The sequence below is a fragment of the Streptomyces sp. N35 genome (assembly GCF_016464295.1).
Lineage (GTDB): Bacteria > Actinomycetota > Actinomycetes > Streptomycetales > Streptomycetaceae > Streptomyces.
The window spans coordinates 38,675-55,895 of sequence record NZ_JAEIMH010000028.1; the positions used below are offsets into that span (position 1 = coordinate 38,675).

Genomic DNA, 17,221 nt, shown 5'->3' on the forward strand with positions numbered 1-17,221 from the left:
GGCCCCCCGGGCCGCCCCGGCGACCCGGGCCTGCTGCCGGCCCTTGGCGGCGCCGCCGAGGGCGGCGGCCTCCTCGGCGTCGAGGGTGACGGGCGGCAGATGGTTGGAGTCGCGGCGGGCGAGATAGCCGACCTCGCCGTCCAGGTTCTCCACCGTCTCGATGACCAGGCCGAGTTCGCGCAGATCGTCCTTGTCACGCTCGAACATCCGGTTGAAGCTGTCATCCGAGTTGGCTTCGAGGTAGGCCTCGATGGAACCGCGCAGCTCACGCTTGCTCAGCGGTCGCCGGGTCCCGAGCAGACACAGCGCCAGATTCATCAGCCGCTCTGCCTTGGCAATCGCCATCGACGCCCTCTCCACCCCTCCTGGACTGCTTCTACGAAGCTCGACCGTACCGTCCCGGGGTAGCGGGGCAAAAGCCGAGGGCAAGAGGTGCATCCCGGAGGGATCCGGTTGAGGGTGGTGGCGGGCGACGAGAGGGCCCTTGCCAGCAGGCAAGGGCCCTCAAATGTTCGAACCGGACCGGATCAGACCGAGACCAGGTCGCAGACGAAGATCAGCGTCTCGCCCGGGGCGATCTTGCCGCCGGCGCCACGGTCGCCGTAGGCGAGGTGGGCGGGGATGATCAGCTGGCGGCGGCCGCCGACCTTCATGCCCTGCACGCCCTGGTCCCAGCCCGCGATGACCTGGCCGGCACCGAGGTGGAAGGCGAGCGGGGTGCCACGGTTCCAGCTGGAGTCGAACTCCTCGCCGGTGGAGAAGGACACGCCCACGTAGTGGACCTGGACCGTGTCTCCGGCCTTGGCCTCGGGGCCGTCGCCTTCCCAAATGTCCTTGATCTCAAGGTCCTTCGGCGGCTCGCCACCGGGGAAGTCGACCTCGGGCTTCTCGATGCTCACGTGTATTGCTCCTGATTTCTACGGATGGGCAACCCGGACAGTCTTACATCTTCGCCAGGATGTCCACGGCGAAGACCAGCGTCGACTTGGCGGGGATGGGGCCCTGCGCCTGGTCGCCGTAGCCGTCGGCCGGCGGCACGACGAGCAGCACGCGGCTGCCGACCTTCTTGCCCTCGAGACCCTTCGACCAGCCCGGGATCACCTGGTTCAGCGGGAACGTGACCGGCTGGCCGTTCTTGTAGCTGCTGTCGAAGGTCTTGCCGTCCTTCCAGAGCTTGCCGACGTAGGAGACGGCGACGGTGTCGGTCGCCTTCAGCTCGTCGCCGGTGCCCTCGATGACGTAGTTCGAGACCAGCTTCGCCGGAGCGGTCTTGTCGCTCGGGATGGTGACCTCGGGCTCCTTGCCGTCCTCATTGGTGCCGATCTTGGGCAGGTTCGCGTCCGTCTGGTCGACGACCTTGCCGCCCTCGATCTTCTTGGGGATCGGGGTGCCCTTCGTCGCCTTCACGACGTCCATCACGAAGACGAGCGTGGCGCCCGGCGGGATGTCGCCCTGGCCCTGGTCGCCGTAGCCGAGCTCCGGCGGGATCGAGACCTCGAGGCGGCTGCCCTGCTTCTGCCCCTTGAGGGCCTGCTGCCAGCCCTCGATCACACCGCCGCCGCCGAGGGTGACGTCGAAGGGCTGGCCCCGGTCGAAGCTGTTGTCGAACGGCTTGTCGCCATCCCACAGCTGCCCCAGGTAGTTCACCTGGGCCTTGTCGCCGTCGGCCAGCGGCTCGCCCTTGCCCTCGCTGATGACCTCGACCTTCAGGTCCTTCGGAGCAGTGCCCTTGCCCTTGGCCAGGGTGGGCTTCTCGCCGAACTTCGCACCGGCGGTGATGGTGGGCAGCCCGCCCTTGGTCACGGCGGACGAGGAGGAGTCGGAGTCGGAGCCCTTGTCGTCGCCGCAGGCCGCTGTCGACAGCAGCAGCAGCGGTACGAGCACAAGGCCGGCAAGTCGGCGTCGCACAGTGGTCCTCTGGGGTTGCAGGAGTGTTCGGTGCCCGCCACCTTACGGCCAAGCCGTACGCCGTCCATGTAGGGCATGCCTGCGGGCCCGCACCGATGATTCGGTACGGGCCCGCAGTCCGGATTGCCGCCGGATCACATCCCGGCGATGAGCTTCTCCACCCGGTCGTCCACGGAGCGGAACGGGTCCTTGCACAACACGGTGCGCTGCGCCTGGTCGTTGAGCTTGAGGTGCACCCAGTCGACCGTGAAGTCGCGGCGCTGCTCCTGCGCACGGCGGATGAAGTCGCCGCGCAGCCGCGCCCTGGTGGTCTGCGGGGGCACGGACTTGCCCTCGAAAATCTTCAAGTCGTTGCAGATACGGGCGGCTTGCCCCCTCTTCTCGAGCAGGTAGTACAGCCCGCGCCGACGGTGGATGTCGTGGTACGCGAGGTCTATCTGCGCGACCCGGGGGTGCGACATGGTCATGTTGTGCTTGGCGCGGTAGCGCTCGATGAGCTTGTACTTCATGACCCAGTCGATCTCGGTGCCGATCCGGTCGAGATCCTCCGCCTCGATGGCGTCGAGGGTGCGGCCCCACAGTTCGAGTACCTGGGCGACCGTGCCGGTGCGGATGCCGCGCCGGTCGACGAAGTCCACGGCCTTCTCGTAGTACTCGCGCTGCACGTCGAGCGCCGAGGCCTCGCGTCCGGAGGCGAGGCGCACCTTGCGCCGGCCGGTGATGTCGTGGCTGACCTCGCGGATGGCCCTGATCGGGTTCTCCAGGGTCAGGTCCCGCATCACGGTGCCCGCCTCGATCATGCGGAGCACCAGGTCGGTGGCGCCGACCTTGAGCAGCATGGTCGTCTCGGACATGTTGGAGTCGCCGACGATGACATGCAGACGGCGGTAGCGCTCCGCGTCCGCGTGCGGTTCGTCGCGGGTGTTGATGATCGGCCGGGAGCGTGTCGTCGCCGACGAGACGCCTTCCCAGATGTGCTCGGCGCGCTGGCTCACGCAGTACACGGCGCCGCGTGGGGTCTGCAGCACCTTGCCGGCTCCGCACAGGAGCTGACGGGTCACCAGGAACGGGATCAGGATGTCCGCGAGCCGGGAGAACTCGCCGTGCCGTGCCACCAGGTAGTTCTCGTGGCAGCCGTACGAGTTGCCCGCCGAGTCGGTGTTGTTCTTGAAGAGATAGACGTCGCCCGCGATTCCTTCCTCGTGCAGGCGTCGTTCGGCATCGACGAGGAGGCCTTCCAGAATGCGCTCGCCGGCCTTGTCGTGCGTGACCAGCTCGGTCACGTTGTCGCATTCGGGAGTTGCGTACTCCGGGTGCGACCCGACGTCGAGATAGAGGCGGGCGCCGTTCCGCAGAAAGACATTGCTGCTGCGGCCCCATGACACGACACGGCGGAAGAGGTACCGCGCCACTTCGTCAGGCGACAGACGGCGCTGTCCCCTGAACGTGCATGTGACGCCGTACTCGTTCTCCAGCCCGAAAATTCGGCGGTCCATGACTGAACATTACGCCTGATGCTCCGTGCTGAAACCGGGTTCGACGGCACCTTTTCGATCACTTTCCGACGAGCCGGTGATATCCGTGGTGCGTCCGGGAACGGCGAGCACCTTCACGGTCGCGAGCAGCACGGACAGCGCGGCGAATCCGCCGACGCCCGCGACGGCGAAGCCCCAGGCCGTCGAACCGTTCTCGATCGCCGGGCCCGCAACGCCCGTTCCGACCGCCGCGCCGACCCCGAAGGTGGTCACGAGCCACGAGAACGCCTCGGTCACGGTGCCGCGCGGGGCGTGCCGGTCGACGACGATGAACGCGCACGCGAGCGAGGGCGCGAGGAACACGCCGGCGACCGCGGCGAGTACGCACATCGCCGGCACGTCCGGCGTGAAGGCGAGGGGTACGTAGCCGAGCGCGAGCAGCCCTACGAGGATGCGCAGCCTGCGCTCGGGAGCCCCCGTCCACTTCCGCGCGCCGTAGAACGCGCCGCCGAGCAGGGCACCGAGACCGAGCGCGGCCATCAGCCAGCCGTACACCGACTCCTGCCCGTGGTCGTCGGCGTACGCGACACCGGCCACCGTGATCGAGCCGAGCGCGAGGCCGACGAAGAAGAACGAGCCGAGCAGCGCGAGCAGTCCCGGCGAGCGCAGCGCTCCCAGCCAGTGCGCCTCGCGCGGCGCCGAACGCCAGGTGCGCGACGGCTCGGAGACCACCACCGACAGGGCGCCCGCGACACCGATCACGTTGATGACGAGCAGCGCCCCGGCGGCCGACCACAGCGAGACGATCAGCGTGACCATCAACGGGCCGACGGTGAACATGATTTCCTGCGCCACCGCGTCCATCGCATACGCGGCGTGCACCCGGTCCTCGCGCTTGAGCACCCCCGGCCACAGGGCCCTGAGGCCGCCTTCGAGCGGCGGCGTGAAGAGTCCCGCGATCGCCACGGCCACATACGCGAGGAGCAGCGAGTCGATGCCCACGAACGCGAACAGCGCCATCCCGAGCGCGGACACGATCGCCGCGGGCAGCATCACCCGCGGCTGTCCGCGCAGGTCCACGGCCCGGCCCAGGAGCGGCTGGCCGACGGCGGTGGCGAGCCCGTACACGGCGGCCAGGGCGCCGGCCAGCGTGTAGCTGCCGCCCTCGGCGCGTGCGAACAGCACGATCGCGATATGCCCGGTGGCACTCGGCAGCCGGCCCACCAGGGTGCCGGTGAGCAGCCGCGCCGCATGCCGTGTGCGCAGCAGCTCCGCGTATCCCGCGGCCATCGGCGGGCTCCTCTCGCTCGTTCCACGATGAAGTTTTACGTATAACGTCCGTGGTTATACGTACCATGAGCCCAGCCCGACGGTCCAGCCCGCCAACCGTTCCAGCGGTCCGCACGGACCCAGCCCACCGGTCCCGCACGACCCAGCCCACCGGTCCCGCACGGACCCCGACCGACCCAGCGAGGAGCAGCCGTGGCCCGGCCCACGAGCAAGGACGTGGCCCACGCCGCCGGGGTCTCCCAGGCCGCCGTCTCCCTCGTCCTCGGCGACAAATGGCGCGGCCGCGTCTCCGAGACCACCGCCGAACGCGTCCGCGCCGCCGCCCGCGACCTCGGCTACCGCCCCAACCTCGCCGCCCGCAACCTGCGCCTCGGCTCCACGCGCACCGTGCTCCTGGTCGTCCCGGCGCTCACCAACGACTTCTTCGCCCGCGTCTACACGGGCGCCGCCCGCATCGCCGCCGCCCACGACTTCGGCGTGGTCCTCTACCCCTCCCCCGACGGCATCGGACCCGCCAAGGACCCCTTCGCCTCGGCCCGTTCGGCCCTCGACGGCGTCATCGCCTCGTCCATGGCGGCCGGCGCACTCGCCGACATCCGCGGCGCCGACCTGCCCCTCGTCATGCTCGACAGCGACCCGGCCGACACCACGGCCGCCGCCCACGTGAACGTCGACCTCGCCGCCGGCATGCGCCAGATGACCGAGCACCTCCTCGCACTCGGCCACCGCCGCTTCCTGCACCTGGCCGCCGATGTCGACTCATGGACTTTCGCCGTACGAGCCGACGCCATCGCCCACGCCCTGCGCACCGCCCCAGACGCCACGCGGCGCACCGAGCACGCTCCCCTCACCGTGCACGGCGCCCGTGCCGCCGCAGAGCGCGCCCTGACCGCCACCGGCCCCCGCCCCACCGCCGTCATCTGCGACGACGACATCATCGCGGCGGGCGCCTGCAAGGCCGTACGCCGCCTCGGCCTGCGCATCCCGGAGGACATCTCCGTCACGGGCTTCGACGACCTGGCCCTGGCCACCGCCGTCGACCCCGAACTCACCACGATCCGCATGCCCGCCGAACTGGTCGGGGAACGCGGCATGCAAGCCCTCCTGGACGTACTGGACGGCAAAGAACCCCAAAGCGACGCACTCCCCGTCGAGTTGGTCGTCCGCGACTCCACGGCGCCGCCCACTGCATAGCGGCTCCCGCGGAAACACCACGCCCCCGCCGCCGGGATCCCGCGGCGGGGGGGGACAGGGGGGGGGCGGGGGGGGCAGGGCCCGCCCCCCTCCTCGTCCCGCTCAGGCAGGCGGGCTCAGGACTCGCCCTCCTCCTCGTCCGACGGCGCATCGGTCGGCGTGGCAGCCGCGCCATCCGCCTCGAGCAGCCGCTTCAGCTGCCGCCCGACGATGCGCTTGAACTTCCGCTGCTGCGGCCGCGTACGGTCGAGGACCGCCACCTCAAGGCGCTCCGCGGGAATCTCCCGCTCACTCCCGTTGGCCTCGCGCGACAGCGCCTGCACCGCCAGCTTCAGCGCCTCCGCCAGGGTCATCCCGTCCTGGTGACGCTGATCGAGGAACGTACTGATCTGCTCCGCATTACCGCCCACCGCGACCGAGCCGTGCTCGTCCACGATCGAACCGTCATGCGGCAGCCGGTAGATCTGGTCACCGGCGGGCTCATGACCCACCTCGGCGACGACCAGCTCCACCTCATAAGGCTTCTCCGCGGCGCTGGAGAAAATCGTACCGAGCGTCTGGGCGTACACATTGGCGAGCCCGCGCGCCGTCACATCGTCACGGTCATAGGTATAGCCGCGCAGATCCGCATAACGGACGCCGCCGATACGCAAGTTCTCGTATTCGTTGTACTTACCGGCCGCGGCAAAACCGATCCGGTCATAGATCTCGCTGAACTTGTGCAGCGCTCGGGACGGATTCTCTCCGACGAACACAATCCCGTCGGCGTACTGCATCACCACAAGGCTGCGTCCACGGGCGATGCCCTTACGGGCGTACTCCGCCCGGTCGGCCATGGCCTGCTGGGGTGAGACATAGAACGGCGTCGACACCGGCTATCCGTCCCTTTCTGTCAGTGACAAGTGCATTCCGGTCCACCCGCTCTCAGAGCAGCGCGGCCCGCGGGCCATCGGGTCGTTCGAGGCGGTGCTCCACGACCGCGCGAGCGAGCGCCGAGGACTCCTCCTCGGACAGCCGCCGGAAGCCCTCATCGGTGATCACGGTGACGATCGGGAAGATCCGGCGGGCCACATCCGGACCACCCGTCGCCGAGTCGTCGTCCGCGGCGTCGTACAGCGCCTGGACGACCAGCGTCGTGGCATCCTGCTCGCTCAACTGGTCATGGAACAGCTTCTTCAGCGCGCCCCGGGCGAAGATCGAACCGGAACCCGTCGCCGCGAAGCCCTGCTCCTCGGTACGGCCACCGGTCACGTCATAACTGAAGATCCGGCCGCGCTCGCGATCCAGATCGAACCCGGCGAACAGCGGCACCACCGCGAGGCCCTGCATCGCCATGGCGAGGTTCGAACGGATCATCGTGGACAGCCGGTTGGCCTTGCCCTCGAGGGACAGCTGGGCGCCCTCGACCTTCTCGAAGTGCTCGAGCTCCAGCTGGAACAGCTTCACCATCTCGACGGCCAGACCCGCGGTGCCGGCGATACCCACCGCCGAGTACTCGTCCGCGGGGAAGACCTTCTCCATATCGCGCGAAGCGATCATGTTGCCCATCGTGGCCCGCCGGTCACCGGCAAGCACGACGCCTCCGGGAAACGTCACGGCCACGATCGTCGTACCGTGCGGCGCCTCGAACGCACCCTTCACGGGCGGGAGCTGACGGTTCGCGGGCAGCATGTCCGGCTGGTGCTCGCCGAGAAAGTCCACGAAGGACGACGAGCCGGGCGTCAGGAAGGCAGCCGGTAGACGCCCGGTGCTACGAGGATTGGCTTCCACGGGTTTCCTTCCAAGTAGGCAGTGGCCCGGCGGGTCTTGTCAGGGTCATCCCCCAACTTGCCGATGCCTGAATTGCAGTTGAAGCACAGTACGCCTCGGACCTTACCCGTCTCGTGGCAATGATCCACATGCACGGCCGGAGCCGCCAGGCAGATCACGCAGAGGCCCTTCTGCTGCGCGATCAGCTCGTCTCGCTCGGCTTCAGTGAGGCCGTACTGACGCTTCAGGTGGTCGGCGCGCCCCTGGACCGCTCGACAGGTCTTACAGCGAGTCGACAAGCCGTCGGACGCGGTGGCATTCCGGTGCCATTCGCTGTGCGGCTTGATCTCGCCACAGGTGCGACACAGCTTGTGGCCGTCTGGCACATCGACCTTCTCGCGGACTGTCTTCCCGAGCGCTTCCCGACGCCGCCGGTAGTGCGCGGCACTGTATTCCGCCACGCACTCCCGACAGTGCGCCTGCAAGCCGTCCTGCCGATTCCGGTCAGCGGCAAACGAGGACGGTGGCAACGTCCGGGAACACTTGGGACACCGCTTCAGCTCGGCGTCCGCCATGTCCGTTATTGCCCACCTTTCTGCACAAATGAGCGCACGAAGTCCTCGGCATTCTCCTCGAGTACGTCGTCGATTTCGTCCAGAACCGAGTCGACATCCTCACTCAGCTTCTCCTGGCGTTCCGCCAGGTCCTCGGAGCCCTGTGCATCCTGCACCTGCTCCTCGGTCTCCTCGGTAGAACGCGTGGCCTTCTGCTGTCCGCCGCCGGTGTCCTTGGTCGCCATGTCCCTCACCCCGCTCGGTGTCGACGTTCGCCGTTCTTGATCAGACCCTACGCCGAGGGTCCGACATCGGCCCCGCAGTTGGTTCAACGTGCGAGACCTACCCCTGTGATTCCCACAAGAGGCATGTATCAGCCGCCGGAAAGCACCCGCACCAGGTCTTCCGCGGTCCGGCACCTGTCCAGGAGCTCTTTGACGTGATTACGCGTTCCGCGTAGCGGTTCCAGGGTTGGGACGCGCTGCAGGGAATCGCGGCCGGGCAGGTCGAAGATGACGGAGTCCCAGGAGGCCGCGGCGACGTCGTCGGCGTACTGCTCGAGGCAGCGGCCGCGGAAGTAGGCGCGGGTGTCCTCCGGGGGCTTGGTCTCGGCGCGCTCGACCTCGGTCTCGTCCAGGAGCCGCTTCATCTTGCCGCGCTCGGCGAGACGGTTGTAGAGGCCCTTGTCGGGGCGTACGTCGGCGTACTGGAGGTCGACGAGGTGCAGGCGTGCGGCGTCCCAGTCGAGGTTGTCGCGGCGCCGGTAGCCCTCCATGAGCTCCTTCTTGGCGATCCAGTCGAGTTCGCCGGCCAGGCTCATGGGGTCGTTCTCGAGCCGGTTGAGGGTGTCCTCCCAGCGGCCGAGTACGTCCTTGGTCTGGTCGTCCGCGTCGGAGCCGAAGCGCTCTTCGACGTACTTGCGGGCGAGTTCGTAGTACTCCATCTGCAGCTGTACGGCGGTGAGTGTGCGTCCGCTGCGCAGCGTGACCAGGCGCTTGAGTGTGGGGTCGTGGGAGACCTGGTGGAGGGTGCGTACGGGCTGGTCGACGGCGAGGTCCACGGCGATGAAGTTGTCCTCGATCATCGACAGGACCAGGGCCGTGGTGCCGAGCTTCAGGTAGGTCGAGATCTCGGAGAGGTTCGCGTCGCCGATGATGACGTGCAGCCGGCGGTACTTCTCCGCGTCGGAGTGCGGTTCGTCGCGGGTGTTGATGATGGGTCGCTTGAGCGTGGTCTCGAGGCCGACCTCGACCTCGAAGTAGTCGGCGCGCTGGCTGATCTGGAAGCCGTGTTCGTGGCCGTCCTGGCCGATGCCGACGCGGCCCGCGCCGGTGACGACCTGGCGGGAGACGAAGAACGGCGTGAGGTGGCGCACGATGTCCGAGAAGGGGGTCTCCCGCTTCATCAGGTAGTTCTCGTGCGTGCCGTATGAGGCGCCTTTGTTGTCGGTGTTGTTCTTGTAGAGGTGGATGGGCTGGGCGCCGGGCAGGTTCGCTGCGCGTTCGGCGGCCTCGGCCATGATGCGTTCGCCGGCTTTGTCCCACAGGACGGCGTCGCGGGGGTTGGTGACTTCGGGCGAGCTGTACTCGGGGTGTGCGTGATCCACGTACAGGCGTGCGCCGTTGGTGAGGATGACGTTGGCGAGGCCGATGTCCTCGTCGGTGAGCTGGCTGGAGTCGGCGGCCTCGCGGGCGAGGTCGAAGCCTCGCGCGTCGCGCAGCGGGTTCTCCTCCTCGAAGTCCCAGCGGGCGCGCCGCGCCCGGTGCATCGCCGCCGCGTAGGCGTTGACGATCTGGGACGAGGTGAGCATGGCATTGGCGTTGGGGTGCCCGGGCACGGAGATCCCGTACTCGGTCTCGATGCCCATTACTCGCCGTACGGTCATGCGGCCCTCCTTGCCCGGCGGCGCTCCCTTGTGGGAGCGGCGCTCAAGTACCGCTGGTTCTCCGGGTCGTGTGCGGTGCCCGTCCCCGCACTGCGCGACTCGGCGGTACGGAAGAGCCTAGAACGGCTTTGCGCTGGTGGGGAGATCAATTGCGTCATTGCCTGTGCAGTGCTGGTGCTGGGGCGTCGTCCTGAAAAACAGTCGGCTGCGGGTACCCCGAAATGGGCACCCGCAGCCGCCCTGCCATTTACAGGTACTGACCGGTGTTGGCCACCGTGTCGATGGAACGTCCGGTGTCCGCGCCCTGCTTTCCGGTGACGAGCGTACGGATGTAGACGATCCGCTCGCCCTTCTTGCCGGAGATACGGGCCCAGTCGTCCGGGTTGGTGGTGTTGGGCAGGTCCTCGTTCTCCTTGAACTCGTCCACGCAGGCCTGGAGGAGGTGGGAGACGCGAAGGCCCTTCTGGTTCTTGTCGAGGAAGTCCTTGATGGCCATCTTCTTGGCGCGGCCGACGATGTTCTCGATCATGGCGCCGGAGTTGAAGTCCTTGAAGTACAGGACTTCCTTGTCGCCGTTGGCGTACGTGACCTCGAGGAAGCGGTTCTCCTCGGATTCGGCGTACATGTGCTCCACGGCGGTCTGGATCATCCGGCCGACCGTGGCGCCCTTGTCGCCGCCGTGCTCGCCGAGGTCGTCGGAGTGCAGCGGGAGGCGCTGGGTGAGGTACTTGGCGAAGATGTCCTTGGCCGCTTCGGCGTCCGGACGCTCGATCTTGATCTTCACGTCGAGCCGGCCGGGTCGGAGGATGGCCGGGTCGATCATGTCCTCGCGGTTGGAGGCGCCGATCACGACCACGTTCTCCAGGCCCTCGACACCGTCGATCTCGGCGAGCAGCTGGGGGACGATGGTGTTCTCCACGTCCGAGCTGACGCCGGATCCTCGGGTGCGGAACAGGGACTCCATCTCGTCGAAGAAGACGATGACGGGAGTGCCTTCGCTGGCCTTTTCACGAGCACGCTGGAAGACGAGGCGGATCTGCCGCTCGGTTTCGCCGACGTACTTGTTGAGGAGCTCGGGGCCCTTGATGTTGAGGAAGAACGACTTGCCCTGGGCTTGTCCGGTGACCTCGGCGACCTTCTTGGCAAGGGAGTTGGCGACTGCCTTGGCGATGAGGGTCTTTCCGCAACCGGGCGGACCGTAGAGCAGGACGCCCTTGGGCGGGCGCAGTTCGTGCTCCCGGAACAGGTCCGGGTAGAGGTACGGGAGCTCGACCGCGTCGCGGATCATCTCGATCTGGTTGCCCAGACCGCCGATCTGCTCGTAGCCGATGTCCGGGACCTCTTCGAGGACCAGTTCTTCGACCTCGCTCTTGGGCACGACCTCGTAGACGTATCCGGAGCGTGGTTCGAGGAGCAGGGCGTCGCCGGGGCGGATGACCACGTCGAGCAGGGGCTCGGCGAGGCGGACCACGCGCTCTTCGTCGGTGTGGCCCTGTACGAGGGCCCGCTCGCCGTCCTCGAGGATCTCCTTGAGGGTGACGATGTCGCCGACGCTCTCGAATTCCATGGCCTCGACCACGTTGAGCGCTTCGTTGAGCATCAGTTCCTGACCGCGCCTCAGGTCGTCGAGGTCGACGCTGGGGCTGACGTTCACGCGCAGTTTGCGGCCGCCGGTAAAGATGTCCGCCGTGCCGTCCTCGTTGGCGCTGAGGAAGACACCGAAGCCGGCCGGTGGCTGTGCGAGCCGGTCGACTTCTTCCTTGAGGGCCACGATCTGGTCGCGGGCCTCGCGGAGCGTGTTGGCGAGTCGTTCGTTCTGCGCGGAGACTCCGGCCAGGCTGGTCTGCAGCTCGACGATCCGCTCTTCGAGAATCCTCGTATGACGCGGAGAGTCGGCGAGCTTGCGTCGCAGGACGGCGATCTCCTGCTCGAGATAGGCAATCTGGCCGGCCGGGTCATCGGACCCTCGAGCCGGGCGGATGCCGCGGTTCATGTCGTCGTCGTGGGCTGCCACGGTCCTCACCTCCTCCGGGGGGAGCTGGACGCTTCCTGACCCTACCTGGGCAGGTACTGATTGAAACCCCTAGATCACAAAGACGTCCGGGGTGTGTCTGATCTTCACCCTTGCGTTCTCCCTCACGCCAGCTTGTTACCCACGGAACAACATCGAAAAGCGAGCGGTTGTATCGTCGAAACGTTCAACACCCGTCAGGCCTGGCCTGACTTGCACTGTGTTGGGCCGCTCGACAGGAGAAATGGCAGGAGACATGACCGTGACGCACGAGGCCCCCTCCACCGACGGCGGAGAGGAGCTCGAGGTCTGGATCGACCAGGACCTCTGCACCGGCGACGGCATCTGTGCGCAGTACGCGCCCGAGGTCTTCGAGCTCGACATCGACGGACTGGCGTATGTGAAGGACTCGGGCGACGAGCTCCTGCAGCAGCCGGGTGCCACAACGCGGGTGCCGCTGCCGCTGATCCGCGATGTGGCCGACTCGGCCAAGGAGTGCCCGGGCGACTGCATCCATGTACGGCGCATTTCGGACAAGGTCGAAGTCTTCGGTCCGGACGCGGAGTAGCCGTAAGGCTTCTGAGCGTGACGAAAGGGCCCGTACCTGCCGAAGGTCGGCGGGTGCGGGCTCCTTTTTTCGGACGTTTTGCGGGATGCTCGCGTTACGTTCCGGTTTGTCCGGGATCGAGTCCTGCCCGTACGGGACTCAGACGCCGACCGCGGCGCTCTGCTCGGACCGGACGAACGTACTGTCCCGCCACTGCCATGTGGCCTTCTCGGTCTTGTCCGGGCAGCAGCGGGGCACGGCCGAGGACGAGTAGCCGAGCAGTGTGGCCGTGACGACGCCGTTGGTGACGGCGAAGTCGGTGACGCTGAGCCTGTCCTTGGGGTCGACCAGGGTGGCGACGACGCGGGGCTTGCCCGAGGCGGGCCGGGTGAGGACGTAGACGCCGCTCGGCGGGGTACCGGAGCCGGCGACGCAGCGGGCCACGGCGACCGTCTCGGGTCTGCCGTCGCCGTCGAGATCCCCGGAGGCGTGCTTGAGGATCTGGGGGCGCTCTCCCGCACAGTTCATCGGGATCGTCGCCGCGGTGGGGTCAGGGGCGGCCTGGGCGGTGACCGGAGGCGGTCCGTGCTGCGCGGCGGTGGCGTCCTCGGGCTGAAGGAACGAGGAGCCGCCGACGACGGCCGCGAGGGCCGCGGCGGTGGCGAGCCAGTGCATGGGGCTGGTGCGCGTGTGGGCGAGCTCCGGTACGGCGGAGTGCTGCACGAGGAGTGTCTCCTGTGAGGGCTGTGCCGGTGGGGGTGTCCGGAATGGTGTCACACCTCACAGAGGTACGGAACGGCGGGGTGTGGCGCGGCCGCGTAAAGCCTCGGTCAATTGCCGGGCAAAGCGCGGTCGATCCACCCCGGCCACTGCGGCACGGCCAAGACGACGGCGCCGCCGCCGAGTTCCGTTTCGCACTTCTGGAACTCGGCGGCGGCGCCGATGTGTTGAGACCTTGCCTGCCAGCGGGCGTTCAGCGGCCGCGGGAGCCGCCCTCGGCGTTCGGGCCGTCGTAGTCCTCGCCGTACGCGCCCTTGGCGGGGCGGCGGCGGCGCATGGGCGGCTCGACGCCGTCCGCGAGGCGGCGGGCGGTGAGCAGGAAGCCGGTATGGCCGATCATCCGGTGGTCGGGGCGGACCGCGAGGCCCTCCACGTGCCAGTTGCGGATCATCGACTCCCACGAGGTCGGCTCGTTGAAGCAGCCGATCTCGCGGATGGACTCGACGGTGCGGGCGAGCTGCGTGGTGGTGGCCACGTAGCAGCACAGGATGCCGCCGGGGACGAGCGCCTTCTTGACGACGTCCAGGCACTCCCAGGGGGCGAGCATGTCGAGGATGACGCGGTCGACGTCGGTGTCGGACAGGTTGTCCTGGAGGTCGCCGACGGTGAGCTGCCAGGCGGGGTGCTCACCGCCGAAGTAGCGCTCCACGTTCGCCTTCGCGATCTCGGCGAAGTCCTCGCGGCGCTCGTAGCTGTGCAGCATGCCCTGATCGCCGATGGCGCGCAGCAGGAAGCTGCTGAGCGAACCGGAGCCGACACCGGCCTCCACGACGCGTGCGCCGGGGAAGATGTCGGCGAAGGCGAGGATCTGGCCCGCGTCCTTCGGGTAGACCACGGCGGCGCCGCGGGGCATGGACAGGACATAGTCGGGGAGCAGGGGGCGCAGCGCGAGGTAGGCGACGTTGCCGGTGGTGCGGACAACGCTGCCCTCGGGAGCGCCGATCAGCTCGTCGTGAGGAAAGGAACCCTTGTGGGTGTGGAAGTTCTTTCCCTCTTCGAGCGTGAACGTGTAGTGGCGGCCCTTGGGGTCGGTCAGCTGTACCTGGTCCCCGACCTTGAAGGGCCCGCGTCGGCGGGCGGCACCGGTCGGTTCGGACATGTGAACAGCCTACCGGCCGTGACGGGGCCCGCTCACCACGGCCGGGAGGGCCCTGCGGAGCTCAGCCGGTGCGGTCCATCGCCTTGACGAAGGCGCGCTCCACGTCCGAGGTCGACAGGACTCCGTAGATCTCACCGCTGTCCTCGACGACCAGGTACTCGGTGGCCGGGGTGGCGCGGAGCGTGTCGAGGAGCTCCTCGCCGGACAGCTCCGCCGAGACCTTCATGCCCTCGGTGAGGTCCTGGGCCAGACCGCTGACCGGGACCCACGGTCGGCGGTGCTCGGGGACGCCCACGATGGCCGCCTCCCGTACGACGGCGACGGGATCGCCGTGGCCGTTGACGACGACGAGCGCGCGGGCGCCCGCGTCGTTGGCGCGGCGCAGGGCTTCCGAGAGCGGCGTCGCGGACTCGACGGGGACGGCGCGGCGGGTGAGCGAACGGGCGCGCAGCTCGGGCAGACGCTCGCGGAGGCGGGCCATGCGCAGGCTGTTGCCGGCGCCGGTCCAGATGATCGCGGCCAGGATCGCGGCGAGCAGCGCGTCCATGACCGTGTCCATGCCGACGGAGTCGGTGGCCTCGGCGCCCAGCACGCCGGACTGGGTGAGCAGCGGCAGGCCGATCAGTACGGAGACGGCGAGCGCGCGGCCGACCCAGGCGGCGGCGACCGTGCCGCTCATGGGCTTGCCCGTGATCTTCCAGACGACGGCACGCAGCATCCGGCCGCCGTCCAGCGGGAGGCCGGGCAGCAGGTTGAAGGCGGCCACGATCAGGTTCGAGATCATCAGGCCGGCCATCAGGACGCCGGGGACGGTACCGGGTTCGACGGCCTGCATCCCGCCGTAGAAGACGGCGGCCAGGACGAGGGAGAGCAGCGGGCCGACGAAGGCGAGCACGAACTCGCGGCCCGGGGTCTCGGACTCCTTCTCGATCTCCGACACACCGCCGAAGAACTGGAGCTGGATCTTGCGCACCGGGAGCTTGAAGCGGAGCGCGGCGACGGTGTGGGCGAGCTCGTGGACGAGCACCGAACCGTAGAAGGCGACGGCGAAGAAGAGGGAGACCAGGTAGCGGGCGCCGCCGAGTTCGGGCAGGACGCGGTCGAGCTGGTTGCCGAAGACCCAGGTGATCAGGGCGGCGACGAGGAACCAGCTGGGTGCGACATAGATGGGCACGCCGAAGATGCGGCCCATGAGGAGGCCGCCGCCCGGGGCCTTCTTGTCCTGCGCGCCGGCGCCGTCCTTGTTCTCCGGCGCGGTGGCGCCGTCCTTCTGCTGCTGCTCGGCGCCGCTCTCCTTGTTCTTGTCGCCGTTCTTGTCGCCGTTCTTGTCGCCGCTGTTGTCGACGTGGCCGGCCTGTGCGGGCGCGGACGGCTTGTCAGGGGCGGGGGTGTCGGCTTCGGTGCGCTCGGGCTGTTCGGCCTGCGCCGTGGGCTTCGCGGAGTCGGTGCGTTCCGGCTCGGCGGGCGTCACCGAGGCATCCTTCCCGGACGTGGGGCCGCTGTCCCCGCCGCCGGTCCGCGGCAGTCCGCTCGCGCCGCTCTCGTCCACTGTGCGCCCCTTCAGTCCCCGTCGTGCCCGTGGTACCCGTCGTCCAACGTCTCTGCGAGGCCGTCCGTGCCGCCGTCCCGCGTGCGCCGCACCGGCTCGACAGGCAGGTGTCGACGGGGCGTTGCGCGTGCGTCACTCTCTCACGATCATGCGGTGCCGTACGGCCTGCCGTCGATGGTATGCGTCCGTTGTCGGTCACGGGCCGTAGGGTCTTCTCCATGGACAACAGCACCGAGGCCGGCGAGACCGCAGCGACCGTCGCCGGTCCCGCCGGCGGGGTGAGGGCCACGCCCCCCGTGTCGCTTTCGCCCTCACGGGCAAGCGACTTCATGCAGTGCCCGCTGCTCTACCGCTTCCGGGTCATCGACAAGCTGCCCGAGAAGCCGAGCCCGGCCGCCACTCGCGGCACCCTGGTGCATGCCGTCCTCGAGCGTCTCTTCGACGCCCCTGCCGCCGAGCGCACCGCGCCGCGCGCCAAGTCGCTCGTGCCCGGGCAGTGGGACCGGCTCAAGGAGTCCAAGCCGGAGCTGGCCGAGCTGTTCAGGGACAGTGACGAGCGGACCGCGGGCGATCAGCTCGCCCAGTGGCTCACCGAGGCGGAGGCGCTGGTCGAGCGCTGGTTCACGCTCGAGGACCCCACGCGTCTCGAGCCGGCCGAGCGGGAGCTGTTCGTCGAGGCCAGCCTGGACTCGGGTCTGAAGCTGCGCGGCATCATCGACCGCGTGGACGTCGCGCCGAGCGGCGAGGTGCGGATCGTCGACTACAAGACGGGCAAGGCGCCGCGGGCGGAGTATGCGGACGGTGCGCTGTTCCAGATGAAGTTCTACGCCCTGGTGGTGTGGCGTCTGAAGGGCGTGGTCCCGCGTCGGCTGCAGCTCGTGTACCTCGGCAGCGGCGATGTGCTGACGTACGACCCGGTGATGGCCGATCTGGAGCGGGTGGAGCGCAAGCTGCACGCGCTGTGGGAGGCGATCCGCGAGGCCACGGAGACCGGCGAGTGGCGGCCGCGGCCGAGCAAGCTGTGCGGCTGGTGCGACCACCAGGCGGTGTGTCCGGAATTCGGGGGCACTCCCCCGCCGTACCCGCTGCAGATCCGCCCGCCGCGTGCCGCGGGGGACGCTCAAGGCACAATGGGGCCGGTCTAGTCCTCGTCGCGAGGGCTTGGCGGCGCCGAGCGAAG

16 protein-coding genes and 1 pseudogene are annotated in these 17,221 nt (G+C 68.6%); 3 read left to right on the forward strand and 14 right to left on the reverse strand.

The features are described from left to right. From JAO81_RS17470 to JAO81_RS17490, 5 genes and pseudogenes are all read right to left on the reverse strand, one after another. Positions 1-345, reverse strand: a pseudogene (locus tag JAO81_RS17470) (WYL domain-containing protein); the annotation flags it as partial. Positions 346-527: 182 nt separating this feature from the next. Beyond that, positions 528-899: an FKBP-type peptidyl-prolyl cis-trans isomerase gene (locus JAO81_RS17475; protein ID WP_199548789.1), complete on the reverse strand. Its 372-nt coding sequence runs from the start codon at positions 897-899 to the stop codon at positions 528-530. Positions 900-942: 43 nt separating this feature from the next. Continuing rightward, the gene (locus tag JAO81_RS17480) at positions 943-1,908 is read right to left on the reverse strand and encodes an FKBP-type peptidyl-prolyl cis-trans isomerase (protein WP_199548790.1); all 966 of its coding nucleotides are present in this window, start codon (positions 1,906-1,908) and stop codon (positions 943-945) included. Between the two features lie 134 nt (positions 1,909-2,042). Then, entirely contained in the window at positions 2,043-3,404 is a 1,362-nt protein-coding gene (pafA, locus tag JAO81_RS17485) for a Pup--protein ligase (RefSeq protein ID WP_052577620.1), read from the reverse strand. A gap of 9 nt (positions 3,405-3,413) precedes the next feature. Further along, entirely contained in the window at positions 3,414-4,673 is a 1,260-nt protein-coding gene (locus JAO81_RS17490) for an MFS transporter (protein WP_199548791.1), read from the reverse strand. A 192-nt stretch (positions 4,674-4,865) separates the two neighbouring features. Between JAO81_RS17490 and JAO81_RS17495 the strand changes: the two genes are divergently transcribed. Then, complete coding sequence (locus JAO81_RS17495) at positions 4,866-5,867, forward strand: LacI family DNA-binding transcriptional regulator (RefSeq protein ID WP_199548792.1); 1,002 nt, start codon at positions 4,866-4,868, stop codon at positions 5,865-5,867. Between the two features lie 116 nt (positions 5,868-5,983). Here the strand turns inward: JAO81_RS17495 and prcA are convergent, their stop codons facing one another. From prcA to arc, 6 genes are all read right to left on the reverse strand, one after another. Next, the gene (gene prcA / locus JAO81_RS17500; RefSeq protein WP_165330870.1) at positions 5,984-6,739 is read right to left on the reverse strand and encodes a proteasome subunit alpha; all 756 of its coding nucleotides are present in this window, start codon (positions 6,737-6,739) and stop codon (positions 5,984-5,986) included. Positions 6,740-6,791: 52 nt separating this feature from the next. Further along, positions 6,792-7,637 (reverse strand): proteasome subunit beta, encoded by an 846-nt coding sequence (gene prcB / locus JAO81_RS17505; protein ID WP_199548793.1) that lies wholly within the window; start codon positions 7,635-7,637, stop codon positions 6,792-6,794. Beyond that, entirely contained in the window at positions 7,589-8,191 is a 603-nt protein-coding gene (locus JAO81_RS17510; protein WP_199548794.1) for an endonuclease VII domain-containing protein, read from the reverse strand. Before JAO81_RS17510 ends, prcB begins: the two co-directional genes overlap by 49 nt. Before the next feature lie 5 nt (positions 8,192-8,196). Continuing rightward, positions 8,197-8,415, reverse strand: coding sequence for a ubiquitin-like protein Pup (locus JAO81_RS17515; protein ID WP_093608684.1), 219 nt, complete (start codon positions 8,413-8,415; stop codon positions 8,197-8,199). Between the two features lie 128 nt (positions 8,416-8,543). Next, the gene (gene dop, locus JAO81_RS17520) at positions 8,544-10,055 is read right to left on the reverse strand and encodes a depupylase/deamidase Dop (protein WP_374194309.1); all 1,512 of its coding nucleotides are present in this window, start codon (positions 10,053-10,055) and stop codon (positions 8,544-8,546) included. Positions 10,056-10,302: 247 nt separating this feature from the next. After that, positions 10,303-12,069, reverse strand: coding sequence for a proteasome ATPase (arc, locus tag JAO81_RS17525; RefSeq protein WP_199548795.1), 1,767 nt, complete (start codon positions 12,067-12,069; stop codon positions 10,303-10,305). 253 nt (positions 12,070-12,322) lie between these two features. Here arc and JAO81_RS17530 point away from each other — a divergent pair, with 253 nt between their 5' ends. Further along, positions 12,323-12,634, forward strand: coding sequence for a ferredoxin (locus JAO81_RS17530; protein ID WP_199548796.1), 312 nt, complete (start codon positions 12,323-12,325; stop codon positions 12,632-12,634). Between the two features lie 138 nt (positions 12,635-12,772). Here the strand turns inward: JAO81_RS17530 and JAO81_RS17535 are convergent, their stop codons facing one another. The 3 genes from JAO81_RS17535 to JAO81_RS17545 form a co-directional block, all read right to left on the reverse strand. Further along, the gene (locus JAO81_RS17535) at positions 12,773-13,336 is read right to left on the reverse strand and encodes a hypothetical protein (RefSeq protein WP_199548797.1); all 564 of its coding nucleotides are present in this window, start codon (positions 13,334-13,336) and stop codon (positions 12,773-12,775) included. Positions 13,337-13,586: 250 nt separating this feature from the next. Then, positions 13,587-14,492 (reverse strand): tRNA (adenine-N1)-methyltransferase, encoded by a 906-nt coding sequence (locus JAO81_RS17540; protein WP_165330874.1) that lies wholly within the window; start codon positions 14,490-14,492, stop codon positions 13,587-13,589. Positions 14,493-14,553: 61 nt separating this feature from the next. Then, positions 14,554-16,041, reverse strand: a complete 1,488-nt coding sequence (locus JAO81_RS17545) for a site-2 protease family protein (RefSeq protein ID WP_199548798.1) — start codon at positions 16,039-16,041, stop codon at positions 14,554-14,556. Between the two features lie 218 nt (positions 16,042-16,259). Between JAO81_RS17545 and JAO81_RS17550 the strand changes: the two genes are divergently transcribed. Further along, positions 16,260-17,186: a RecB family exonuclease gene (locus JAO81_RS17550; protein ID WP_199548799.1), complete on the forward strand. Its 927-nt coding sequence runs from the start codon at positions 16,260-16,262 to the stop codon at positions 17,184-17,186. Positions 17,187-17,221: the final 35 nt, after the last annotated feature.